Origin of the sequence: Nostoc sp. (assembly GCF_036918245.1) — a bacterium.
In the GTDB taxonomy this organism is placed as follows: Bacteria; Cyanobacteriota; Cyanobacteriia; order Cyanobacteriales; family Nostocaceae; genus Nostoc.
In genome coordinates this window covers 52,424-76,603 of record NZ_JBALEF010000101.1, presented here as the reverse complement: position 1 = coordinate 76,603, position 24,180 = coordinate 52,424, and the positions used below count along the sequence as shown (strand labels likewise).

At 42.2% G+C, this 24,180-nt stretch carries 21 protein-coding genes; 5 read left to right on the top strand and 16 right to left on the bottom strand.

From position 1 onward, the window contains the following. Window positions 1-94: 94 nt before the first annotated feature. The 12 genes from cofG to V7L12_RS29165 form a co-directional block, all read right to left on the bottom strand. The gene (cofG, locus tag V7L12_RS29220) at window positions 95-1,075 is read right to left on the bottom strand and encodes a 7,8-didemethyl-8-hydroxy-5-deazariboflavin synthase subunit CofG (protein WP_335089722.1); all 981 of its coding nucleotides are present in this window, start codon (window positions 1,073-1,075) and stop codon (window positions 95-97) included. Window positions 1,076-1,188: 113 nt separating this feature from the next. After that, a complete protein-coding gene (gene crtW, locus V7L12_RS29215) occupies window positions 1,189-1,950 on the bottom strand; it encodes a beta-carotene ketolase CrtW (RefSeq protein WP_335089720.1) in 762 nt (253 codons plus the stop codon). Between the two features lie 635 nt (window positions 1,951-2,585). Then, complete coding sequence (locus V7L12_RS29210; RefSeq protein WP_335089718.1) at window positions 2,586-3,029, bottom strand: SRPBCC family protein; 444 nt, start codon at window positions 3,027-3,029, stop codon at window positions 2,586-2,588. Between the two features lie 19 nt (window positions 3,030-3,048). Continuing rightward, window positions 3,049-3,237 (bottom strand): CPXCG motif-containing cysteine-rich protein, encoded by a 189-nt coding sequence (locus V7L12_RS29205; protein ID WP_012411100.1) that lies wholly within the window; start codon window positions 3,235-3,237, stop codon window positions 3,049-3,051. Window positions 3,238-3,248: 11 nt separating this feature from the next. Next, window positions 3,249-4,895 (bottom strand): B12-binding domain-containing radical SAM protein, encoded by a 1,647-nt coding sequence (locus V7L12_RS29200; RefSeq protein WP_335089716.1) that lies wholly within the window; start codon window positions 4,893-4,895, stop codon window positions 3,249-3,251. A 21-nt stretch (window positions 4,896-4,916) separates the two neighbouring features. After that, on the bottom strand, window positions 4,917-5,171 hold the full coding sequence (locus tag V7L12_RS29195; RefSeq protein ID WP_335089714.1) for a SemiSWEET transporter: 255 nt from the start codon (window positions 5,169-5,171) through the stop codon (window positions 4,917-4,919). A gap of 94 nt (window positions 5,172-5,265) precedes the next feature. Continuing rightward, window positions 5,266-7,128, bottom strand: coding sequence for a hypothetical protein (locus V7L12_RS29190; protein ID WP_335089712.1), 1,863 nt, complete (start codon window positions 7,126-7,128; stop codon window positions 5,266-5,268). 128 nt (window positions 7,129-7,256) lie between these two features. Next, on the bottom strand, window positions 7,257-8,345 hold the full coding sequence (gene aroC / locus V7L12_RS29185) for a chorismate synthase (RefSeq protein WP_335089710.1): 1,089 nt from the start codon (window positions 8,343-8,345) through the stop codon (window positions 7,257-7,259). Between the two features lie 171 nt (window positions 8,346-8,516). Beyond that, window positions 8,517-9,599 carry a photosystem II q(b) protein gene (gene psbA, locus V7L12_RS29180; RefSeq protein WP_104905973.1) on the bottom strand — a complete coding sequence of 361 codons (1,083 nt, stop codon included), beginning with the start codon at window positions 9,597-9,599 and terminating at the stop codon, window positions 8,517-8,519. A gap of 245 nt (window positions 9,600-9,844) precedes the next feature. Next, a complete protein-coding gene (locus V7L12_RS29175) occupies window positions 9,845-10,519 on the bottom strand; it encodes a DUF2834 domain-containing protein (RefSeq protein WP_335089708.1) in 675 nt (224 codons plus the stop codon). A gap of 122 nt (window positions 10,520-10,641) precedes the next feature. Then, window positions 10,642-11,814, bottom strand: a complete 1,173-nt coding sequence (locus V7L12_RS29170) for an HrcA family transcriptional regulator (RefSeq protein WP_335089706.1) — start codon at window positions 11,812-11,814, stop codon at window positions 10,642-10,644. Between the two features lie 472 nt (window positions 11,815-12,286). Next, window positions 12,287-12,619, bottom strand: a complete 333-nt coding sequence (locus V7L12_RS29165; RefSeq protein ID WP_335089704.1) for a rhodanese-like domain-containing protein — start codon at window positions 12,617-12,619, stop codon at window positions 12,287-12,289. Window positions 12,620-12,777: 158 nt separating this feature from the next. Between V7L12_RS29165 and V7L12_RS29160 the strand changes: the two genes are divergently transcribed. The 3 genes from V7L12_RS29160 (at window position 12,778) to cysE (ending at window position 16,186) form a co-directional block, all read left to right on the top strand. Continuing rightward, a complete protein-coding gene (locus V7L12_RS29160) occupies window positions 12,778-14,439 on the top strand; it encodes a DUF3352 domain-containing protein (RefSeq protein ID WP_335089702.1) in 1,662 nt (553 codons plus the stop codon). A gap of 328 nt (window positions 14,440-14,767) precedes the next feature. Further along, window positions 14,768-15,259: a hypothetical protein gene (locus V7L12_RS29155; protein WP_335089700.1), complete on the top strand. Its 492-nt coding sequence runs from the start codon at window positions 14,768-14,770 to the stop codon at window positions 15,257-15,259. A 162-nt stretch (window positions 15,260-15,421) separates the two neighbouring features. Beyond that, a complete protein-coding gene (gene cysE / locus V7L12_RS29150) occupies window positions 15,422-16,186 on the top strand; it encodes a serine O-acetyltransferase (protein ID WP_335089698.1) in 765 nt (254 codons plus the stop codon). Window positions 16,187-16,230: 44 nt separating this feature from the next. Here the strand turns inward: cysE and V7L12_RS29145 are convergent, their stop codons facing one another. Next, complete coding sequence (locus V7L12_RS29145; RefSeq protein WP_335089696.1) at window positions 16,231-16,815, bottom strand: Npun_F5749 family FMN-dependent PPOX-type flavoprotein; 585 nt, start codon at window positions 16,813-16,815, stop codon at window positions 16,231-16,233. 208 nt (window positions 16,816-17,023) lie between these two features. Here V7L12_RS29145 and V7L12_RS29140 point away from each other — a divergent pair, with 208 nt between their 5' ends. Both V7L12_RS29140 and V7L12_RS29135 read left to right on the top strand, forming a co-directional pair. Next, window positions 17,024-17,350: a hypothetical protein gene (locus V7L12_RS29140; protein WP_335089903.1), complete on the top strand. Its 327-nt coding sequence runs from the start codon at window positions 17,024-17,026 to the stop codon at window positions 17,348-17,350. A 1-nt stretch (window position 17,351) separates the two neighbouring features. After that, on the top strand, window positions 17,352-21,059 hold the full coding sequence (locus V7L12_RS29135; RefSeq protein WP_335089695.1) for a tetratricopeptide repeat protein: 3,708 nt from the start codon (window positions 17,352-17,354) through the stop codon (window positions 21,057-21,059). Between the two features lie 525 nt (window positions 21,060-21,584). Here the strand turns inward: V7L12_RS29135 and V7L12_RS29130 are convergent. The 3 genes from V7L12_RS29130 to ccsB all read right to left on the bottom strand — a co-directional run bounded on the left by V7L12_RS29130 (window position 21,585) and on the right by ccsB (window position 24,134). Beyond that, complete coding sequence (locus V7L12_RS29130) at window positions 21,585-22,391, bottom strand: Uma2 family endonuclease (RefSeq protein ID WP_335089693.1); 807 nt, start codon at window positions 22,389-22,391, stop codon at window positions 21,585-21,587. A gap of 150 nt (window positions 22,392-22,541) precedes the next feature. Next, window positions 22,542-22,850 (bottom strand): KGK domain-containing protein, encoded by a 309-nt coding sequence (locus V7L12_RS29125; RefSeq protein ID WP_335089692.1) that lies wholly within the window; start codon window positions 22,848-22,850, stop codon window positions 22,542-22,544. Window positions 22,851-23,072: 222 nt separating this feature from the next. After that, window positions 23,073-24,134: a c-type cytochrome biogenesis protein CcsB gene (gene ccsB, locus V7L12_RS29120; protein ID WP_335089690.1), complete on the bottom strand. Its 1,062-nt coding sequence runs from the start codon at window positions 24,132-24,134 to the stop codon at window positions 23,073-23,075. Window positions 24,135-24,180 lie beyond the last annotated feature (46 nt).

The window sequence follows — 24,180 nt, the reverse complement described above, 5'->3', positions numbered from 1 at the left end:
CTCCCCTCTCGGCTTCCGAGAGGGGTTGGGGGAGAGGTTCTTTCAGGATTACTGAATTGGTGTTCTAGATGGGAAAATCTCTACTTCCCTGTTCTTAGAAAAGAGAAACTGGGGTTAGAGTCTTTCGCCAGCGTTTCACCACTGTTTGTAATTCTTTCGACAACCAGCTATCAAATTGCGGATAAACTGGCAAACGGGGCACCAATTCCCACCCCGCAGGCTGTAAAATTTCTCTTAATGCCTGTTCCTGAACATGAGGATAATCGGGATTCACCTCATCTTTTGGCCCAATTCCGCCCAAATCTCGCGCACCAGCTTCAATACAAGCAAGTAACCATCGGTCATCTTTAACTAAATTCGGCGGAATTTGAATCGTAATATCTGGCGGTAAAATCTGACGCGCCCTGAAAATGACTTCTGGTAACTGATGGGGGTCAAAAGGTGGTGCATCAAAGGTTTGCTGATGTCCTGGACTATGAGGTTGCAGGATAACTTCTTGAATGTGGTGATCACGTTGATGCAATTTAGATATAGCTGTTAATGTTTCCCACCAATCATCTACAGTTTCTCCAATTCCCAACAGTAACCCAGTTGTAAAGGGAATCTGCAACTCTCCCGCCCATTGCAATTGTTGTAAACGGACTTCAGGTAATTTACTCGGTGCGTGCCGATGTACACTATTTAACAATGTTGGCGTTAACTGTTCCAACATCAGCCCCATCGAAACATTCACACACTTGAGCTTTTGCATTTCTTCAAAACTCAGTGGCCCCGCATTTGTATGAGGTAAAAACCCCATTGAAAGCGCTAATTCACACAAATCATAAATTCGCCTAAACCACGCCTGACGCTTTGGCGAATGAGGATGTACTTCACCGCTAAGTATGAGAATTTCACAGACTTTTTCGCTTTGAAGTGGTTTTAAAATACTGTCTGCATCTGAAAGACTCATCCAGGGACTTTTACCTGGTTCGCTGCGAAAGTTGCAGTAACTACACCGATTAAAGCACTCGTAAGTGGGAATGATTGTATAAGCAGGGCTATAAGTGACAAGACGAGAATTATTAATTGGCATAAGCAGAATAAATTTGCTCTTAGTAAGCAGCCCCAGATTTATTTTAAGGTCTGGAGACGCTGACTACAAACCTTTAATTATTCACGCCCACTTATTTATTAGATAAACAAGAACTATTTTGATTGGTAAATTTCTGGTAACTGCCACCAAGGAACATGAGGATACTCGTGGTGTTCTTCGTGATAGCCGAAATGATAGCACGTGATAAATGACCACAAAATTGGACGGCTAATCGTTTGGGCACAATGAGGCTGAACATAGCCCCCAATTGGTTCACTATGTGGGAGGAAAGTACCAAAATAAAATAATTGCAATGAACTTAAAAGCGAAGGAAATACCCAAAAGTAATTTAGATTATCACTGGGTATATGGAGTATATATTTAGCAAAGTTATAAATAATGGTTAGGGCAATTATTTGTCCCCAACTCCAGTAACCTTTCATAAAATGGAAATACCAAGCAAATAAATTTTTGTGTTTACCATTATGAAAGTCTGGGTCTATTTGAGTTGACGGATTGTGGTGGTGTAACCAATGCTTTTTCAATAAATTTTTATATGGTAAAAGACCATAAAGAGATAGGGTTAATGTCCCAATAAAATGATTAATTTTGCTGTCTTGGGGAAACACTACCCCATGCATAGCATCATGAGATGTAATAAATAATCCCGTATATAAAAATGTTTGCCAAGCTATGCTAGGCAATAGCATCCAAAGTTTTAACTTGGAGATGTCAAGGGGAAGTAATAAACTCAAGCTAATAACCCATGCACTAACAATGACAATAGCAATGAAAAGTCCTTTAAACTGAGATTTACTTTTCACTACTGGAGTCAGTTTTGTTTGATGACTGGGTGGTTGTTCTAATTGAATCACGCTTTTACTCCGCCTAGTATTCAGGTGAAAATTTCTAAAATATAGTCACCACGAAAAGCACTAACCACCAGCCAGAAAACTCTATTAGTGGTAAGTGCTTTGCATCGGATAGTGCCAACACTTTAAGATGTTTAGAAATATTAAGATACTTTAACTATTATTACACATCCAACCGCAATACCAACAACTGTTTTTGGTATAGTGGTTGGATTATATAGGTTATAGTACTGATAGCTTTAGTAATTATAAAAACTAGTGTTTTTAATATGGGGCTTTTTAAACAGCCAAAGTCTGGGAAAAAGGCGGTAACATAACTAGCGGCAAGAGTAGGGAATGAAGTGGAGTAATTCGTGTATGATGCTGTAGCTGTTCAGATCCCAAACTAATGTAGGCTAGAAAGCGATCGCTCCAAAGTTCAGATTGAGGATTTAACCTCAACTCTAAGGATGAGATTTTCAAGCTTTTCAGCAAACACTTTGAAATTAGCGAAATAGTATTTATATTGTCAAAAAAATCTAATGTAAATTAGAAATTTTATTGGTTTTTCTTATCCTAACTAATAAAGATAAAATAATAAATATGGCTCCTAGTAAGCTAAAAATCTGGAGCCACTTACTACAAGAGAATGCTCATAATTACTCGCATTCTCGTTTAGTCACATAGTGGCGGTAGCGAAACATTGCTTCTAATTGCGCTTGCACTAGCCAACCACTGACAAATTCAACTCCTCCTCCACCAGGCATAGAGAAGGAAATAGCGTCAGTTAATCTGGTTTTGCCATTTTCCGGTTCAAATTCATGTCGATGTACCCAAGATTCAAAGGGGCCAGATATCTGTTCGTCGGTAAACAAGCAATATTTTTCACATTCAGTATGACGGGCTAACCAAGTTAAGGGTAATGGGCCGAGAAACAAACGAAATTCGGTGATAGCGCCCACGTTCAGCCCTCCTTCACGACGAACCACTTGGACTGGCTGCCAAGGTGGATTCAACAGTTGCAAAATATCTGGACTTTCGTGAAATTTCCAAACTACTTCTGGTAAGGCATTAATTACTGAGGAATGTTTAAAGTGCAGCATGGAAAGAAAAACCTAAAATTCAGCTTTCAGATTCGGTATCAATTTCGATATCTAAGGTATCTTCATCAACCCGCACATACAAAATATTTGGGTTACAACAAACTTGACAATCTTCAACGTAAGATTGCTGTCCTCCAGCACTCAAATCAATAAAAGTTAAGTTCGGTTCGCCGCAATAAGCGCAGTAATACTCAGCTGTGTTTTGCATCAAGTTTTCAGCTATGAATTCAATGGCTGTAATTCTTTTGGGGATGGATTGATATAACTCTGAGCATCAGCCAAATGCTTTAGTAGTGTAGACTGTGGCAGAGGCCCTTGCAAGTGGCTCCAGGGTAATACTTGTTCTGTTGACCATTCGGCGTGGACGTAGAAATCTAAGTCGGGGATTTGCCCTTTGAGTTGCTTGAAAGCACGTTTGTAGCTACCCAAGGAATCGCCAAAGTCACGAGTAAGTTCGAGAAGCTGGGAGAGTCTGCGATCGCCTCTCGATAACAAAGCCTGTATAATCGACCAATTATAGCTTTCTGGGCGAAATTCTATCCCCTGCGGTTTTAGCTGTTTTTGCAAAAACTGCAACCGCTTTTCGGCTTGGCGATTCACCCCAAACCATTGAAACGGTGTGTGTGCTTTGGGTACAAAAGTGCTGCATCCGTATGTTAAGCGTAATCCTGGTGCAGCTTTTTTGATATTACGCATCATCGCCACGGTTTGTTCTAAATCTTCTGCTTCTTCACCAGGAATTCCTGCCATTCCGTAGAGTTTCAAGCTTTTTAAGCCGCCAGCTTTGGCATTTATCGCTGCTTGGATGATTTCATCGTTATGCAGCTTTTTGTTGACGATTTGGCGGATTTTCTCGGAACCACTTTCTACAGCAATAGTAAGCGATCGCGTGTCTCGTTTCGTCAAAGTTTCTGCTAACTGGACTGTTACAGTATTAGTTCTCACTGAGGCAATACTCAGACGAACATCATCGTACTTTGGCTGACTAATATAATCTAGCAAAGCCTCAAATTCTGGATGTTGAGTTATTGAAGCCCCTAATAATCCTAGCCGATTTGTGACTTCTAAACCTTTGGCGATCGCTGGAATTAATGAATCTTCCAGACTGGCTGTTCTAAAAGGCAGTGTGAGATAACTCGCCAAACAAAAGCGGCACATTTCTGGACAACTTCTTACCACTTCTACCATGTAAATATTTTCCCATGCCGCTTTTTCGGTGACTACACTAGAAGCCGATAGGGTATTTCCTCTGTAAGTTTGCTTTTGCACCACTGCGGGAATTTCGGGAGAAATTGGTTTAATTGACTTTACTTCACCATCTTTCGTGTGATACTCCACCTCATACAAACTGGGTACATAAATTCCTGGTATTTGTGCAAGTCTTTTTAGTTGAGTTTGTCTTGAGGCATTTCTTACTTCTTTGTAAGCCTCAATAAAATTTCCTAACAGGGTTTCACCATCCCCCAGCAAAATTACATCAAAAAAATCTGCAAAAGGTTCGGGGTTAGCAGTGAGAACGGGGCCACCACCAAAAATTATCGGATGAGAATCATCACGAGAGGTTCCTCGAATAGGAATTTCTAAAGATTCCAGCAAATTTAAAATATTCACATAATCCAGTTCCCACGAAATAGAAAATCCCACAATTTCCGGCGTTCTAGGGAGTTGTTCGTGAGTATCGGTAAACAGGCGACTTACCTGCACATCATCGCGCATTGCAAAAGTTGCCCACACTACCTGATAGCCAAGGCTAGTGATACCTACGCTGTACTCATTGGGAAAGGCGAAGATTATGGGGATAGCGTTGGTGTCTGGGGTAGTAGGTGTAAATAGAAGGCGTTCAGAGTCAAATACAGATGATGTCACAGGTGTTTGTTAGAGGCAAGTTTATCTATATTTAATTTTAAGCCATAGAATAATTAAGTTAAAAATCAATGTTATGGCGTTAGCAAGAATAATTGGCAAGGATTGTAAATAAATTCCATAGATTAGCCACAAAAAAACACCACTTATGAATGTAATCAGCGTAACCAAAGAAACATCTTTTGCTGATTTTATTTGCCAAGTTTTAAACATCTGTGGCAAAAAAGAGATTGTGGTTATTGTGGCGGCAGCTAATCCTAAAATTGTTATAAAATCCATGCAATGTAACCAGATAAATTCATTTGTAGTCTAACGTTAGAGTAACACTTGCATTACATTAAAAGTTACTTAATTTCTCTTTTGCTTCTCTGATTCAGATTTTATTATTTGAGTTTTTAATATAAGACTTCGCCCAAGCATATCGCTGTGGATCTTTATTTAGTAAATAGTTTATCACTTGCCGACGCTTACTTTCATCCTTAGCATTCTTCACTACTCGCTTGATTTCAGAATCCATATCTCTAGGATTAGCACCACGTTTGATTGCTTCTTGAAACCAATATTCACCATCTGAATATTGATGTCGTTCAAAACAAATGGCTCCCATCAAAGTATAAGGGTGATGGCTTTTTGGTTGATACTCAATAGCTTTACGGGCGCAATTTTCTGCTTCATCTAATTTTCCAATATCTCGAAAAGCTCCACCTCTGCTAGTTAGCAAAGCTGACTTGAGTTTATTTTCTTTAATTTTGTCTAATTCCAAATTATTTGTCAGTTGCAATGCCTGTTCTGCTTCATCTGCTTTGCGCCAATGGCTGCTCGCATTTGCTAAGTTCCATTTGTTCTCAGTGCGTTGAAACTCCTGCTCATAGAAATTTGCTTCAATTGTGTGATAAGCAATCAAAATTTTACCATATAATAATTTAGTCCCTTGATACTGAGACTCTTTTTGCCACCTATAATAACTATATATTGGTTGAGAGTCTTCAATTTTAGTCTCTTGAAGCCAAGCAACATCTGTTGGTTCAAGTCGCTCTTTTAACTCAAGCTTTTGCAAAATTGTGTATAAAAGACTGGTGTGTAATTTATCTTGATAGCCTAAAACATCATATTTTGATTTCAAAGCTGCAAAGTGCTTTTGTTTAGCAAAAATAATGATATCTTCATATCTATTATTTTTTAACCACTCAATTTCTGGCTCATTAAGTAGTTCTCCTGAATCTATTTTAGATTTTAGGATAGAGGCATATTTTTCATTTGCAATTTTTATAATCTCAGTCAGCTTGCGTTTTTTGAGGAAGTTAATGTCCTGTTCACCTAACTGATTCGACAACTCAAGTCTTTTAAGAATTTTATACAGGTGACTCTTGGGCGATGAATCCTGATACTCAGTTGCTTTATACTTAAGTCTCAAGGCGGCAAATTCTCGTGTTTGTTCCAACTCTTGAGCAATGGCAATTGTTTCACTAAGTTCTTTCTGTTCCAACCAGTTAATTTCAGAATCACTCAAATTATTTTTCGCATCAATATTTTGCAGTATTGGATATAGTGGACTTGATAATGATAAATCTAGGTGTTTATTTGCCTGGTATTTATCTCGTAATTGAACAAATTGAGCTTCTTTTTCTGACTCCTGCTGCTTAAAAATTTCTGCTGTTTCCAAAAGTTGGTTATTGAGCAGCCAATTATATTCAGAATTACTTAAACACTCTGTAACATCTAACTTTTTCAGTATTTGATACAGTTTACTCTCAGGATATGAGTCTTGATATTGAGTAGCTTTGTACTTAGATTTAAGTTTAGTAAATCGATTTACCTCTTGAGCAATTTTATTCGTCTCATCTAAACCGTTTGTTCTAAGCCATTTAACATCTGAATCAGTGACTAAATTTTCTGACTCAAGTTTCAAAAGTATGAAATACAGATGACTAGATTGCCAAGAAACGTCATGCTTTGTAGCTTTGTACTTAGATTGTAATTTGGAGAATTCAAATTCTAAATTTCCAAATTCTTGGAATCTATGTTCTTGTTCTTGCTTGATAGCTTTTAAAGTCTCAATAAGCTCATACTCTTTCAACCAATTAAATTCTAAGTGACTGAGTTCAATTCCTAAGTCAACTTTTCGCAATATGAAATACAACAGACTAGCGGGTGATAAATCTTGATATTGAGTTGCTTGGTACTTGGACTTTAAAGCAGCAAAGTGTTTTAACCGATTTTGAGACTCTTTACTCATATTGATAGTAGATGCGATCGCACGCAGTTAAATGTGTTATCCGCTACTATAGCAATATCAGTAAAAAAGGGCGAGTCAGAAACCCACCCTTGAAGCATAAATATTTTCTGAAAGTCAAAGTGTAATCCTTACAACACCTTACACTGTCCATGATGTCGTAATAAATGGTCACACAATACCAGCGCCACCATCGCCTCCACCATTGGAACTGCACGCGGTAATACACAAGGATCGTGTCGTCCTTTAGCAGCTAATAGTGTTTCTTCACCTTCACGAGTTACTGTTTTTTGCTCTTTTCTAATTGTCGCCGTCGGCTTAAATGCAACTCGTAAAATGATATTTTCCCCGTTGGAAATTCCCCCCTGAATACCACCAGAACGGTTAGTTACAGTGCGAATTTCACCATTTTCATCAATATAATATTCGTCGTTATGCTCAATTCCGGTTAATAGCGTCCCCCCAAAACCGGAACCAATTTCAAAGCCTTTGCTAGCAGGGAGAGACATCACACCCTTAGCGATATCAGCTTCCAATTTATCAAATACTGGTTCGCCTAAACCTTTCGGCACATTACGCGCTACACATTCTACGACACCGCCGATAGAATCACCTTGTCTACCAACTTGCTCAATTAATTCAATCATGCGATCGCTACATTCGGCATCAGGACAGCGAACGATGTTGCTTTCCACTTGTTCTAAGGTGACAGTATTTGGATCGACTACACCTTCCAAGTCCTTGATGCGCTTGACGTAAGCGATAACTTCAATATTGGCAACTTGACGGAGAATTTTTTTAGCGATCGCACCTGCTGCTACTCTGCCAATTGTCTCACGCGCTGACGACCTACCCCCGCCTTGCCAATTACGAATGCCATATTTTGCATCATAAGTTGCATCCGCATGAGAAGGGCGATACTTCTCGGCCATTTCGTCGTAGTCTTGCGACCGAGTGTCTTTGTTCCGTACTAAAATCCCTATAGGCGTTCCTAGTGTTTTGCCTTCAAAGACACCTGATAAAATTTCGCAGGTATCGGCTTCTTTGCGAGGTGTCGTAATTTTACTTTGTCCCGGACGCCTTCTATCTAATTCTACTTGAATTTCTTCCGCCGAAATTTCAAGTTGTGGAGGACAACCATCAATCACAACCCCCACACCACCGCCGTGAGATTCACCAAAAGTAGTTATACGAAATAGATGACCAAAAGTGTTGCCCATGATCTTAAAGAAAAAGGATGAGGCTTATGTATTTTACCTAGAGTTTGTGCAAAAGTTAATTTTATGCTTTGGCACTCGGAATGTTTGACGTATACCCTATCTTTACCTAGACAAATAAGAAAGCGCCCTCCGTTACCAGAGGGCGCTCTCTTATTTAGCTAAACTTCAGAATTAACCGTTGATAGCAGGAGCGGTTAGAGCCACAGGAGCAAAATCACCAGCAGCCAAATCTAGAGGGAAGTTGTGAGCGTTGCGCTCGTGCATTACTTCCATACCCAAGTTAGCGCGGTTGATTACATCTGCCCAAGTTGCAATCACACGACCTTCAGAATCAATGATTGATTGGTTGAAGTTGAAACCGTTCAAGTTGAACGCCATTGTGCTTACACCCAAGGCGGTGAACCAGATACCGATTACAGGCCATGCTGCTAAGAAGAAGTGCAGTGAACGGCTGTTGTTGAAGGAAGCGTATTGGAAGATTAGACGACCGAAGTAGCCGTGGGCTGCAACGATGTTGTAGGTTTCTTCTTCTTGACCGAATTTGTAACCGTAGTTAAGGGATTCGGTTTCGGTGGTTTCACGAACTAAGGAAGAAGTTACAAGAGAACCGTGCATTGCACTGAACAAGCTGCCGCCGAATACACCTGCTACACCTAACTGGTGGAAGGGGTGCATCAAGATGTTGTGTTCTGCTTGGAACACAATCATGAAGTTGAATGTTCCGCTTATTCCCAAGGGCATACCATCGCTAAATGATCCTTGTCCGATCGGGTATACCAAGAATACTGCACTTGCTGCTGCTACTGGAGCAGAATAGGCAATAGCAATCCAAGGACGCATACCTAAGCGGTAGGATAGTTCCCATTCACGACCCATGTAGCAGAATATGCCAATCAGGAAGTGGAAGATTACCAATTGGTAAGGACCGCCGTTGTACAACCACTCATCAAGAGATGCTGCTTCCCAAATTGGGTAGAAGTGCAAACCGATGGCGTTGGAGGAAGGTACTACTGCACCAGAGATGATGTTGTTTCCGTAGATTAAGGAACCTGCAACAGGTTCGCGGATACCATCAATGTCTACTGGAGGAGCAGCGATGAAGGCAATTACGAAGCAAGCGGTAGCCGCTAGCAAGGTTGGAATCATTACTACGCCGAACCAACCGATGTAGATCCGGTTGTTGGTGCTGGTGATCCATTCGCAGAATCGATCCCATACGTTGGCGCTTTCGCGACGTTGTAAGGTTGTTGTCATTGTTTTATAAATGCGATTATTTGCAGATGAATTAGGTAGGTTTGACTACCTGTTACACATCTTAAATAATTTATTGCGTTTTGTAAAGTACTTTCAGAAAAAACTTTATCTTGGGATTTACGCACCCACAGAAAATCCCCAAACCTTTGAAAAAAGGGGGGACTTTGGGTGATATCACTTTGGATTTTAGATTTCGGCTACGCTCAGTCGAACGATTTTGGATTGTGAAAAATGCACTTTATTCTTCAATTCGTTGCTGGCTGCTTGGATATGGACTCTATACCCACTTCTTGTAAAGATGGACGCACAGATAAATAAACCAATGGGCCGAATAGCGGTATCAACGCTATTAACCAGAAAAACTGGGGATTTTTCCAACCGCGACGCACCATATCATCCCCCAGCAATGTGGGAAATAATAGGGAGAGTAGACAGAAATCTATGCTCATTACATTGATGAAGCGGTTAGTTTGCCACTCTTGCACAAAGCTGCCCCAATCTCCTCCTCTTATACCGTAGGCAACTAGAATAACTGTGCCTACCGTTAACACAAAACCAGTCACACGAGAATCTAGCAACTTGAGCAAGATATTCTTTTTACCGAAAAACTGATTATTTGGTTCTCTAAGAGCTAAGTACGGCAACAAGGCAAAAGCACCAACTGCGAAAGAAGCAGTAGAAAACAGCCAAGCAGGTATTTTTTGTCCTCTACCATCAATAAAAACTACTGCGCTATAAATAAGAGGCCAGATGCCCATGAGGTTGAATAGTGCTATAACTAACGGGTTAACGCCTTGCCACTGGCCAATAGAAAGGTTTTTAATTAACTCGAATGTACCGGGTTGATCGGGAGGCGCGAGGAAAAAAGCATAGACAACAAATCCCAGCCACAGTAGACCAAAGGCAATTTTTCTAACCATGAAAGATTTTGGTAGTATTAATTATTGATTTTGCCGCTATAAATTGGGCTATCTGCCTGCTATTATATTGTCCATTCGCTTACACCCGTAGTAGTTTATCCCTAAATACCACCTGATACGATTTAAGGATTGAAATAACTGAAAGCTTCTGAGAGATAATCAGCAGCGGATGCTACTACTGCGATCGCACTTTCATAATCTAGGCGCGTTGGCCCCAAAACTCCCACACTTCCTACAGGTATCGAACCTCGGCGATAGTTAGAAGAAATTAAGGTGCAGGTACGTATCGGTTCTAATGGATTTTCTGCGCCAATACGAACCGTTACCTTTGGTTTACCACCGTCCTCTGGTTCTGGTTCTTCAAATATTAATCGCCACAGTTGGTCTTGTTCTTCTTCCAACAGGTGGATAATCGTTTGTACCTGCTGTAACTGGGAAAATTCTGGCTGGCGCAAAACTTCTGACACACCCCGAACCATGATTTGGGTTGTAGTCGGTGCAAGAGTGCGACGAGTCAATTCAGCAACTGAGTTTTTCAAGAATTCCCCGTAGCGTTGGAACTCTTGATCTAGTTCGCTCCAGTTAAGGTAGCCTAATTCCAACAGACTTCGCCCCCGTAGGTGACTATTCAAAAAGTTAGAAACAATCTGCAACTCGCGATCGATTACCTCTGAATCCCGTTGGGTTTCTTCTGCTGTTGGCGACAAATCCATCAATTTGGAATGTGTCTCATAACCATCAGTCACCACAATCAGCATGATTCGCCCAGCTTCAATTTGCACTAATTGCAGATGTCGCAATAGCGCTGTGGTCGTTTGCGGCATCGTGATCAAGCTAATGCAACCATTTAAGGTTGCTAGAATCTGTGCAGCTCCTTGAAGCAGGGTTTCTAAACTGCGATCTTCCCAATGGAGATGCTTTTGCAGTGCTACCTCTACTTCTCGCCCTAAAGTTTCTGTACCACTTCCCTGCGGGACGCTGCGCGAACGTGGAAGCAAGCTACGCGTAGCGTCTGTCTGCGACACGCTGCGCGAACGCAGAGAAGGTGTAATTAGCTGGTCAACATAAATGCGATAGCCTGAATCTGAAGGTACACGTCCAGCAGAGGCATGTGGTTGGTAGAGCAATCCAGACTTTTCTAAAACGCCCATCACATTGCGAATTGTCGCCGAGCTTACACCGAGGTCGTACTCCTCAACTAAAGCCTTTGAACCAACAGGCTCTGCCGTAGCAATGTAGTGACGTACCGTTGCCCAAAGTATATGCTGTTGTCGATTTGTTAACTGAACTTCCATTATGGTATGTTTTGCTGAAGGCAAATTTTAATCAAACTCTGAAAAAGTTTGTGGATTTAATCGAAAACAGAGAATATTAATAATTCATTAAGATAGCAAATTATATAACTATATTTTGATAAGTATTTTTAAAGTTTATATACATACAGCATTTTTTAAGAGTAGGGTTGAAATAGTAGCTCAACTTTTTTTTGCAAAAGCTGCTGATTATAATGTACCCTTATGATGCTTCTTTATAACCGTACTTTTGCACAAATTTGCGCTTGCAACAGTATTATTAGATACGTATTTGTTTGCAATGGCTAGTGCTGAAGTGTGATTTGGGTCAGTTGAAAAGTTTCGTGCAGATGTACTTGATGCCCAAATTACAAGCTTTCCGGCAAGCCTTTAAAGTAATGTACTTCTGCCTTTAGCATAGCAAAAGTCAGATGGAAGAGTTAAGTCCCATCTGAATGATGTATTCGAGCAGAAGCTAATACTGGGGAATTGAAGGGTCTACTAGTTGGGAATAGGCATCAATACCACCCGAAATATTTTGCACATTTGTAAAACCTTGAGCAATCAACCACTGGCACATTTGGGCAGAGCGGATGCCGTGATGGCATAACACCAAGGTTTCGGCTTCGGGATTGAAGAGGGTAGGTACTTGATCTCCCCATTCGGCAAATTCACTTAAAGGTAGGTTGACAAAGCCTTCAATGCTAGCGATCGCCAATTCTTGTGGTTCACGCACATCTACTAGCTGAATACTTGCATCACTAGAAGAAAGACGTTGCGCCAGTTCTTCTACACTAATTTGGTTCATGGGTTGACTAAAAGAATTCCCTATAAACAGTCCTAATCCTATTTATGGTGACAGAAAATCTCTGCCTTTGCATGAGTATCCATTCTCAAGAGGGTTGATTAATTCTGCTAGGCTTTCTGCTTAAATGGCTGTAAACCGTCTTTTTTAATAGGTTTAATGTGAATAGGCAACGTTCATTTATTGGTTTTATCGTAGCTGGGGCGATCGCACTGGTAGTAATTGCGATCGCAGGCTTTTACTGGTTTTTCGCTAAAAGTCCGGCTAACCTCATTGCTTCTAGCTCTGGGCCTAGTGCTGCCATATTCGTGTCGAAACTTTCTCCTGCAATGGTTTCATTATTGACCAATCCTGACCGTTTGCAGGCATTGGAGCGGGAAGAGGAACTATCTAAACTCAAAACCAGTTTATTCGCCAAGAGTGGCATAGATTACAAACAAGACATTCAACCCTGGTTAGGAAATGAAATTACATTAGCTATCACCACCTTAGATATTGATCGCGACCCAGAAAACGGACAACAGCCAGGGTATTTGTTGGCATTAGCAACCAAGCAACCGCAGAAAAGCCGCGAGTTTGTCGAATTGTTGTTTTCTAAAAGAGCGTTATCTGGTGCAAACTTAACTGTTGAACAATATAAAGGTGTAAAACTGATTTCTGACAATTCTCAACCAGAACAAGACTTGCTTGCTGGTGCTGTTGTCGGTGAAAGCTTCGTCTTATTTGCCAACGATCCGAAAGTACTACGAGATGCTATCAATAACGTCCAAGCGCCCGATCTGAATTTGACTAGCTCTCCCGAATACCAAAAAGCTATCAAAGAACGGCTCAAAGGGGGATTAGCTGTAGCTTTCTTGAATCTTCCCATCGTAGCAAAATGGCAAGGGTTAGAGTTACCAGAACAACTTTATAACAGTCAAATTATATCCTTGGTGTTAAACTCCAAAGGATTGCTGGCAGAAACCACCATTTTGACTTCATCGGAAATTGTCCCTCCATCTACACCGCTATCTAAACCTGTAGGAGCATTGCAGTATGTTCCAGCATCCGCAGGTTTAGCAATTTCCGGCTCGAATTTGAGTAATTTGGGTGACAGCGATTTAGCCAAGCTCTGGAGACAAGCAACAGCAACTATATATGGTTCTGGGGAAGATGTGGTTTCTCGGTTAGCAAAACCTTTGGCGGATGTTCAAAAACGCTGGGGTATAAATTTACCAAAGGATATTTTCAGTTGGGTACAAGGAGAATATGCCATAGCATTGTTACCTGAAAAAGAGCAAACAACCCCACATTGGATTTTTGTGGTGGAAAAATCCGAAGGTGTAGAACAAGGCGTTGCTCGATTAGATGCGATCGCCTCATCCAACGGACTCAGTATTAATCCCCTGACTATAGACAAGCAAAAAATCTCCGCTTGGACAGAGTTAACCACAGCGACAAAAAAAAGTGATGTTAAAGAAGGAGCATCTTTCAGCATTGAAACAAAAGTGCAGGGATTGCATACAACTTTAGGAAATTACGAAATTTTCACGTCTGACTTAGAGACTATGGATGAAATTCTCACAATCAAGAATAATTCCATAATTGACAATCCTAATTTCAAAGATAGTATCGCTGCAATTCCCCTACCAAACCAAGGCTATATATATCTTGACTGGACAAAGAGCCAGAAATTGTTAGAGCGTCAAGTACCGATTCTCAAATTAATGGAAGTCTTGGGTAAACCATTTTTTAACAACCTGCGATCGCTCACAGTTAGTAATTATGGAACTGACACGCGATCGCTTAAAGGTGGCGTCTTCTTCAAACTCCATAATTCGTGAGATTTTCATAAAAGCTCAAGTACAGAAGGTAAAGGTAAAAGAATTTTTTACCTTTACCTTCTATACTTTTTTGCCCAATTATATTTACGTAGATTTGATGTAGCATTTGCTAATTAATGGCTTGATTGCCAAAATGCTCCACTATCAACGGGCGTGATTTAACGTTGCTGTCTAGATCGAGAAACAACCTAGTAATTCGCTGTCCACTTTCCAAAACATTAACTGTGGCACATTTGAATGTGGCACACCCAACTGAAATTTCACTAGATTTTTTTAACTAGAATATGTATATATCATTACTAATTTAAAAGCCTGTTGGAGGGCTACTATGAAATACTGTTGCCCCCGACTTCAGTTTCGCGGTGGTTGGCTGTTGGCTATACTTACCACCATCACAGCTACCCCTGCAATAGCACAGACAGCAAACTTTGGCACTTTCAATTTATCAACAAACTTTGATTCAGCACAAGGAACAGTGCAGGGGTTTACAGGTGGTTCTTACTCATTGTCTGCCATAAGTAACCGCGATCGCGATCAAAAAGCCTGCATTGGCTTTGCCGATCCCAAACCAGATCACATTATGGTTTTGGAAAAGGACTTTCCTCAGCTAACAATCCAAGTTGATAGCAACAACAATGACACCACTTTAATCATTCAAGGCCCCGATCAAACTACGATTCGTTGCGGCGATGACACTGGTAAAAGTAAAGATGCTAGCGTTAGCGATCGCAACTGGAAAAAGGGCACTTATCGGATTTGGGTAGGTACATTTAATCCTGGAGTCAAGCGTGATTATACTCTGAAGGTCGAGCAGCAGTGAACTGGGGAGCAGGGGAGCAGGGAGGAAGTTGCAGTAAGTCTTTCCCCTTTGCCTATCCGTACTGCCTCTTGTGCCCAATGCCCTATTCCCAATTTTTAGGTGTAACACCTGAGAGGATAATATGGGAGAGTAGCTTGTTGTGCTTTCCGAGGGTGCTATCTCGTGCTATCTATACTACGTGCTGACTTTCGTATCATATTTGAACGTGACCCAGCTGCCCGTAACTGGTTGGAAGTTTTATTTTGTTACCCTGGTTTGCAAGCCCTGTTATTCCATAGGCTGGCTCACTGGCTGTATAGTGTTGGTCTTCCCTTTATTCCGCGCCTGATTTCTCACTTGGCTCGGTTTTTGACTGGAATTGAAATCCACCCTGGTGCAACAATTGGGCAAAGTGTGTTTATTGACCACGGGATGGGTGTAGTAATTGGTGAAACTGCGATCGTGGGAGACTATGCTCTAATTTATCAAGGCGTCACCCTTGGGGGTACTGGTAAAGAATGTGGCAAGCGCCATCCTACTGTGGGTGAAAACGTTGTAGTCGGAGCTGGAGCGAAGGTACTGGGCAATATCCAAATTGGCAATAATGTCCGAATTGGTGCTGGTTCTGTTGTTTTAAGAGATGTGCCTTCAGACTGTACTGTGGTAGGTGTGCCTGGGCGCATTATGTATCGTTCTGGAGTTCGGGTTTCACCTCTTGAACACAATAACTTACCAGATTCAGAAGCTCAAGTAATTCGTGCTTTAGTAGACCGCATTGAGGCGTTGGAAGAACAAATACAAACTCTTCAGCGCACCAATTCTTCAGAAAAAACTCCTGTTTTAGTGGGTTGTTTAGTAACGAAACAGGATGAGCTAACCCGTGATACTCGCTGGTGCAACCTCAAGGATAAGACTATCCAGGAATTTCTAGATGGTGCTGGCATTTAGTTTAACTTAAAGGTTAAGGGTCAATCTTTTGACTCTTGACTAAATCACGGATTAATCGCTTCGCTAGACCACTCTTGCTGATCGTTACGGCAGTAAAGCCATCGATTTTGTGGTTCGCCGCGTAATTCTAAATGGTCTACTTGCACCGGATCTAGTAGCAGTAGACAAAAATTAGCCACTGGCTCAACAGGATCGGGTGCTGGTGGCTCAAAGGCTCCTGCTTCTTGGATTCTGGGTTTACCAGGATAGGGCCAAGCAAACTGTAAACGCGCCGCATCACTCAGTTCTTGCCAAATGGAAATTCGGGCTGGCTGTAAGTCCTGGTGAGAATCATCACTGCTGACTAGAGTCAAATCGCCAGTGATACGGAATTGTTCTCGTGTATTGGGGAAGTACCAGCAAACTTCTGCCCAAGGTTGTTGCTGTATCTGGTCGGCTTTAGCGCTACGGCTATCAATAATAAATTTTAGCTGGTTTGTATCTTCCAGAAAGCCGCGAAAGACTAGGGTACGATTAGCGGGGCGACCATTCGCTTGCACCGTTGCTAGTTGCAGGTAACGGGCATAAACAAGGCTGCGGTTGCGATGGAGTGCATGAGCGATCGCACTTCGCCAAGGAGCAAGAGACATACTAATTCGTAATTCGTAATTCGTAATTCGTAATTTTTGAAAGTCAGATTTAATCTGGGTTTCCAGGTTTGCGTCTGTTGCCTTATTTTAGACAATTGGTACAAGACAAAGTAAATAATTTTGCAACCCTCTCTGTGTCTGTGCGTGAAGCTTATCCCCAATTCAACGCAGAATATACAGTATGTTGTATAAATTCGTAGGTGATTTAATGGCAGAAATTCAAGTTGGTATTGAAGGTGAAGACGCACCAGCCGCAGCTGCGGCTTTACTAGAAATTCCTGGAATATCGGGAAGCTACGAAGTTCCGACACAAAGAGAAGGGACTCTAGCAGCTGTTGCTACCATTATCGGTATTGTGGGTGGTGCTGCTGCTTTAGCTGAACAAATCCGCAAATGGTATCAAGAATGGCATAAATCCAATCCAGGGAAGCAATTTGATGTGGTAATTCTTGACCCTGATACGGGAAACAGGATTTTACTCGAAGAAGCTACCATAGAGGAAATCACGGAAATCCTCAAATCTATCAGCAAGTAAAGTGCAAACTATCCGCATTCAACTTCGGGAAAGTACGCAGGAAACAGTTGAACTCAGGTATTGGCTACCTCAAAATAATCACTATGAATCACGTCGCCTGAAACTCGCAGAAATCGCTGATTTCCTCAAGCAAGGAGAACGAGATTACTATAAACTGCTGCCCAATTTACCAGGAATCGGGCAGCAGTTATTTTTTTGGTTGGATGGGGATGGACGGTGGTTGAGTCGGGGAATTGCTAACTGTCGCGGTGAGGGGTTGGTAATTGCCATTGATACTGATAAAAAATTGGCACATCTACCTTGGGAAGTGCTGCATGATGGTGAGGATTTTTTGGTGAAGCGGGTTAATCCAGTGGTGTTACCTCTGCGCTGGATTGAGAAAGAAAGGGAAGGGTTTTCTGTGGAAGCACGACAATTGCGAGTATTGTTTATGGCAACCGATCCGGAAGATGTGCAACCAAAGTTAGAGTTTGAACAGGAAGAAGCGAAGATTCTGGCTGATACGCGAGATTTTGCTGTAGATTTGCGGGTGGAAGAAAGCGGTTGCGTTAGCGAGTTGGGTAAGGTGTGGAGTCGCTATTTTAATGACTTTGATGTGTTTCACCTCACAGGACACGCCTCAATTAAAGATGAAGCACCTTACACGCCTTACTTTATTACTGAGACGGAAATTGGAGAACGCCACGAAACCACAGCCGCAGAACTTGCCGATGTCTTTCGGTTTCGCTTTCCCAAGTTGGTGTTTTTATCTGGGTGTCGGACTGGACAAGCACCAGATAAAGGGGCTGTCCCTTCAATGGCTGAGGCACTAATTGCCCAAGGGGCGAGGGCGGTTTTAAGTTGGGGGCGGCCTGTGGAAGATCGGACAGCCACAGCCGCCGCCGCGCACCTCTACGGCAAATTGGCAGCCGGGTATCAATTAGCAGAAGCACTCGCTAGCACTTACCAGCAGTTATTTAAACAGAAAGTGCGTGACTGGCATTTGTTGCGGTTATATGTCCAGGGAGAATGTCCCGGTGCGTTGGTGGAAGTGTTTGGATTGCCGCCCTCAGTGCCGGAACCTGCTTATGAACAGTTTTTAGATCCCGATACCCAACAGGTGCGGGTGGCGAAACCCTCTGAGTTTGTTGGGAGACGGCGGACTTTGCAACGTTGTCTCAAAGCAATTCGCACTTCATTAGGGGTACTAATTCACGGACTGGGGGGTGTGGGTAAGAGTACTGTAACTGCGCGACTTCTGGAAAGGTTGGTTGGCTATCACAGGCTGGTGAACTTTCGGCAACTGGATGAGGACAAACTGCTCAAAACCCTTGCTGAACAATGTACCTTGGAACTTGGGCATGAAATTCTCAATGGCAAGTTACCGTTGATGCAGCGCCTCACCAAGTTTTTCAAGGATGGACTGAATTCCACAGAACAGCGCTTTGCCTTTGTGCTGGATGACTTTGAGGCAAATTTGGAATTACAAAATGGGGTTTATGTCTTGCAACCACAAGTTGTGGATGTACTGCTGGCGTTGCTGAAGGCGATTCAAAATTCCCAACTTCCCCACAAGGTAATTATTACCTGTCGCTACAATTTCCCATTGTCGGAACTGAATCATCGTCTGTACCGCGAACCTCTGGGTGCTTTGGGTGGGGCAGATTTAATTAAAAAGTATAATCGTCTGGATTCCTTTAATGGCAGTTGGCAATTTCAGCCAGAATTGCCCGAACGTGCCAAAAAAGCAGCAGATGGAAATCCTCGGCTGTTGGAATGGTTAGATAAGATTTTGCAAAATTCCCCGAAGTCGCCGTCAGCCGAGAGGGGAGTTGAGATGATTCTGCAAAAGATGGCAGATAAGGAAAAGGAATTTCGTGAGGATATTTTGGCACAGGTATTGCTGAAGCAGCAAACTCCAGCTTTGCGTCAAATGCTGGGGAAGTTGTTGGTGTATGAGTTACCTGTTCCTCAAGCTGCTATTTCACCGATTTTTGAGGATATCTCAAGTTGGGAAAGTCATATTCAACGCGCTGAAATTTTGGGTTTGTTGGAAGTTACCCTCACCAACAACACAGAGAGGTTGTATCGTGTTCCCCGGATTTTGTCACCGTTGCTAGAGTTTCCAGAAAACCCCAAGGGTGAAGAGTTGTATAAACAAGCTGCACAAATTTTGTATCGTCTGTGGTGGGAAGAGGCGGAAACTGCTACGGAAGCACAAAAGTTAGAAATTCATCGGTTGGCGTTGCTGGGGAAAGATGAAGACATTGCGGTGAACATTGCCAGTTATTTAGCAGATAACTGGAAAAATCAAAGCCGTTTTCGGGAAGCGGTGCAACTTTGCAAATTTACCCTAGAACTGACTCAAGACTACCGCGTTTTACATCAAATAGCTCGCTCTCAGGCAGAACTTGGTGAAGTTGAACAAGCACAGCAGTATTATCAGCAAGCGCTTGAATCTTGTTTGGAAACAGACGAAACAGAAAAAGCAGACATTATTCATAACCTGGGACGTATCTACGCCAACAAAGGGGAAGTGGAGCAAGCGATCGCACTCTACAATCAGTCTTTGGAAATAACTGAACGTATTGGTAATGTCCAAACCAAAGCGGCGACGTTGCACCAACTGGGAATTATCTACGCCAACAAAGGGGAAGTGGAGCAAGCGATCGCACTCTACAATCAGTCTTTGGAAATAACTGAACGTATTGGTAATGTCAAAATGAAAGGGGTGACGTTGCACCAACTGGGAATGATCCACGCTAACAAAGGGGAAGTGGATGAGGCGATCGCACTTTTTAACCAAGTCCTTGAAATTGATGAACGCATTGGTTATGTTCAAGGCAAAGCGGCAACGTTGTCCTGGCTTGGAAAAATCTACGCCAACAAAGGGGAAGTGGAGCAAGCGATCGCACTCTTCAATCAGTCTTTGGAAATAACAGAACGCATTGGTAATGTCAAAACCAAAGCGGCGATGTTGAACAATCTGGGATATATCTACGCCGACAAAGGGGAAGTGGATCAAGCGATCAAACTTTTCAATCAGTCTTTGGAAATCACTGAACGCATTGAAAATATCCAAGGTAAAGCGGCGATATTGAACAATCTAGCAGATATCTACGCCAACAAAGGGGAAGTGGAGAAAGCGATCAAACTTTTCAATCAGTCTTTGGAAATAACTCAACGCATTGGAGATGTCCAAACCAAAGCAGTAACATTGCACCAACTGGGACGTATCTACGCCAACAAAGGGGAAGTGGAGAAAGCGATTGCACTTTTCAATCAGTCTTTGGAAATAACTCAACGCATTGGAGATGTCCAAACCAAAGCGGCGACATTGCAACAACTGGGAATAATCCACGCCGACAAAGGGGAAGTGGATCAAGCGATCGCACTCTACAATCAAGTTCTTGAAATTGATGAACGCACTGGGAATGTCCATACCAAAGCGGCGACGTTGCACAATCTAGCAGGTATCTACGCCAACAAAGGGGATGTGGATGAAGCGATCGCACTTTTCAATCAGTCTTTGGAAATAAAAGAACGCATTGGTAATGTCAAAGGCCAAGCAATGACTCTGTGGTGGTTAGGAGGTTTGGCAGAACAGCAGGGTGAATACACTAAAGCGATATCTTATTTGCAACCAGCTTTAGAGATTTTGCAGCGATTAAAGTCACCGGATGCTGAAAGTCTGAGTGCAAGTCTTGATAGGGTAATGCGTAATTCCTAATTACTGAAAGATTTTTGTCTCACGCAAAGGTGCAAAGGCGCAAAGAAGAAGGCAAGAGTGTAATTTAAGTAAATGAAAACTGCTGTAATAAGGCTTTGATACTCGTGGACGAGCCTTTAATACTCGCGGATGAGTCTTTAATACTCGTGAATGAGTCTTTTATACTCGCGGACGAGTCTTTAATACTCGTGAATGAGTCTTTGATACTCGCGGACGAGTCTTTGATACTCGTGAATGAGTCTTTGATACTCGCGGACGAGTCTTTTATACTCGTGAATGAGTCTTTGATACTCGCGGACGAGTCTTTTATACTCGTGAATGAGTCTTTGAACTCCATTAATGAACCTCGGAGCTTCGTTGATGAACCTTTGAGCTTCGTTCGTGAACCTCAGAGCTTCGTTAATGAACCTTTGAGCTTCATTCGTGAACCTCGGAGCTTCATTCGTGAACCTCAGAGTTTTGTTAATGAACCTTGGAGCTTCATTCGTGAACCTCGGAGCTTCGTTGATGAACTTTGACAGCAATTCAGGTGAGAGAATCAGGATCTATGCCGAGCGATCGCAACTGTTCTGCTAATAGTTGGGTACGTTGCTGTGCTTGCTGTGCTTCTTGTTTAGCTTGCTGTGCTTCTTGTTTAGCTTGCTGCGCTTCTTGTTTAGCTTGCTGCGCTTCTTGTTTAGCTTCCTGGGTTTCTTGTTTAGCTTCTTGGGTTTCTTGTTGAGCGAGTTTTGCGTTTTCTTCGGGTGTTAAAAGCTTTTCCCCTTGCTGGTTATACCAATACAACCATTGGCGAGGAATGCCTAGATAAGTTCCCCGTTCCATGCCAATCCCTAAACCAATCTCTGGTAGCCAAACGGGATTACCATCTTCTAATGCAGTGTAAGCACCATTAATTAATTTGTATACTTCCAACCGTGGCTTTCGACGACGATTCGGATTGTAGACTACATAATATAAAATCCCTAATTTCGCATACTCTGCTTTTTTAGTAGAGTACTCACCACGATATTTTTGAGATACTACTTCTAGCGCTAATACTGGTACTCTCCTCTCTTCCCAAAGCACATAACTGGGGCGGAGGTTTTCATCATAAAATCGCTCTACGCCCAGACTCAAAAACCCATCTGGTACTATTGCCGGTAAGTCTGGGTCATAATAAATACCCATATCTACGCCAAAATACCAATCCATGCGTTCTGGCCAAGCAATTGCCAGAAGCGCTTTGAGTAAACCGGGAATTAAATCTTGTAATTCATTATCCACTGGCGTATCGTCAGAGTCTGGCAGTTCCTCAGATGAGGGCCAACAAGCTAATGGATCGTAATTTAGCATGATAGGTTTACCGTTTCTCAGTTATTAGTGCATCTTTATTTTATTAATTAATTTTGATAGCAATTAAGTGCATCCTATTTTATTTGCAAACATCCAGAGACTCAAAACCCCGCTTATTTAAAGAGTCGGGGTTCTTTTGCTCATTGGATATTAATTTTCCACTTGTTTGAGTTTTTGAAAAATTTCATCAAGTGGTGACTCAGATTCATCAGAACAAAATTCTAAAGCAAGTCTAACTTTTCCTTTTTTCCATCCCTGAGTACTAAATTGCAAAACTTCGCAATTTAATCCTTGGGTATACAAATTTACTTCCTCTGTATCTTCTGCTCCAATATATTCCTTGATTGCTGCAATCAAATCACGGACTTTAAAAGTTTTAGCAATATTTAACTTATTAAAAGCGTCTGGTTCTATAGACACAACTTCATCATGGTTTAGTATCTCGAATCCATCTTCCATAAAAATCTCCTGTCAATAAATCTATATTTTCCAGAGATATAACAGTTCATCCGAAATAAAATAATGATTTTATAGATTTAGTGCTGGTCAAATAAAAATTTAGTAATAATATGATGTCCGGTAAATTAGCCTATAATTCTCGCGTTACCCCTGCCCAACCCTCCCCTTACCAAGGGGAGGGTGCACGGTAGCGCGGGTGGGGTAGTTTTATTTAAACGGTTCTTAGAAAAACCAACCGTAAGAATGCAAACCTTTACCCAAAAGATTCACACCGAGATAGCAAACCCAAACAACAAGCAAGCCGGCGGAGGCTAAAATTGCCGGGCGACGCCCTTGCCAACCGCGAGTAATTCTGGCGTGAAGGTAGGCGGCGAACACTAACCAGGTAATTAATGCCCAAGTTTCTTTCGGGTCCCAACTCCAGTAGGAACCCCAGGCTTCGTTAGCCCAAACGCCACCGGCAATAATGCCAATTGTCAGCAGGGGAAATCCTAGTCCGATGATGCGATAGCTGATGTTGTCGAGGGTTTCGGCAAGACTAAGGCGCTGGGGTGAAAGAGGTTCAGCAGATGCTACGGCTTGAGATTCAGGGGTAGTTACTAAATTCAAAACAGCAGTGTTACCGTTACCGTTGCCGTTGCTACTAGTTTCAAAACGGGCAAAGCCGTTATTTTCAACAGCAGGGGTTGGTGGTTGAGAAATTAGTTCAGTGGCTTTGTGCAAGCGGTAGCCGTTGCTGCGATAGCCACCAGTACCAACAGAACTGCCTTGTAGTTGGATGTTTTGACCGCGAGTGACAATTAAGAAAGCGATCGCTAATAACGAACCCACCATCAAAGCAGAATAACTTAACATCATGACGCTGACATGCATCATCAGCCAATTTGACTTCAAGGCAGGTACTAAGGGTTCTGACGCTTGCATCTGGGATGGTAGTGTCATAGTAGCAAAAGCTGCGATCGCCATTGCCACCGGAGCTGTCGCAACTCCTACTAAGCGGCTACGGCTACTATTTTCAGCAATCAGATGGACGGCGGTAATTCCCCAAGTTAAGAAAAACAGAGATTCATAGAGATTACTTAAGGGAAAGTAACCAGCTTCGATCCATCGTGCCCCTAGTAGAGTAGCAATGCACAAATTTGCGATCGCCATCCCAGCTGTCCCCAAAGCGGCTAGATAAGGCAGATTCGGAAAAGCCGCTCCTCCCCAATACACCAGCATTGTTAGGAATAATATGGCAAAGGACGCATTGTCCAGCCAGTTCTGGAGTACAACCAAATTCATAAAGTGTTCTCTCCGTGGATGATTTAAAATATCGATTCTGACTGTT

Bases quoted from the DNA above. Each gene is read 5' to 3' on its own strand.
- V7L12_RS29145 (WP_335089696.1), bottom strand. From the start codon at position 16,815: ATGTCTCTTGCTCCTTGGCGAAGTGCGATCGCTCATGCACTCCATCGC.
- cofG (WP_335089722.1), bottom strand. From the start codon at position 1,075: ATGCCAATTAATAATTCTCGTCTTGTCACTTATAGCCCTGCTTATACA.
- ccsB (WP_335089690.1), bottom strand. From the start codon at position 24,134: ATGAATTTGGTTGTACTCCAGAACTGGCTGGACAATGCGTCCTTTGCC.
- V7L12_RS29205 (WP_012411100.1), bottom strand. From the start codon at position 3,237: ATGCAAAACACAGCTGAGTATTACTGCGCTTATTGCGGCGAACCGAAC.
- V7L12_RS29170 (WP_335089706.1), bottom strand. From the start codon at position 11,814: ATGGAAGTTCAGTTAACAAATCGACAACAGCATATACTTTGGGCAACG.
- V7L12_RS29210 (WP_335089718.1), bottom strand. From the start codon at position 3,029: ATGCTGCACTTTAAACATTCCTCAGTAATTAATGCCTTACCAGAAGTA.
- V7L12_RS29165 (WP_335089704.1), bottom strand. From the start codon at position 12,619: ATGAACCAAATTAGTGTAGAAGAACTGGCGCAACGTCTTTCTTCTAGT.
- V7L12_RS29155 (WP_335089700.1), top strand. From the start codon at position 14,768: ATGAAATACTGTTGCCCCCGACTTCAGTTTCGCGGTGGTTGGCTGTTG.
- V7L12_RS29175 (WP_335089708.1), bottom strand. From the start codon at position 10,519: ATGGTTAGAAAAATTGCCTTTGGTCTACTGTGGCTGGGATTTGTTGTC.
- V7L12_RS29190 (WP_335089712.1), bottom strand. From the start codon at position 7,128: ATGAGTAAAGAGTCTCAAAATCGGTTAAAACACTTTGCTGCTTTAAAG.
- V7L12_RS29130 (WP_335089693.1), bottom strand. From the start codon at position 22,391: ATGCTAAATTACGATCCATTAGCTTGTTGGCCCTCATCTGAGGAACTG.
- aroC (WP_335089710.1), bottom strand. From the start codon at position 8,345: ATGGGCAACACTTTTGGTCATCTATTTCGTATAACTACTTTTGGTGAA.
- psbA (WP_104905973.1), bottom strand. From the start codon at position 9,599: ATGACAACAACCTTACAACGTCGCGAAAGCGCCAACGTATGGGATCGA.
- V7L12_RS29195 (WP_335089714.1), bottom strand. From the start codon at position 5,171: ATGGATTTTATAACAATTTTAGGATTAGCTGCCGCCACAATAACCACA.
- V7L12_RS29125 (WP_335089692.1), bottom strand. From the start codon at position 22,850: ATGGAAGATGGATTCGAGATACTAAACCATGATGAAGTTGTGTCTATA.
- V7L12_RS29140 (WP_335089903.1), top strand. From the start codon at position 17,024: ATGGCAGAAATTCAAGTTGGTATTGAAGGTGAAGACGCACCAGCCGCA.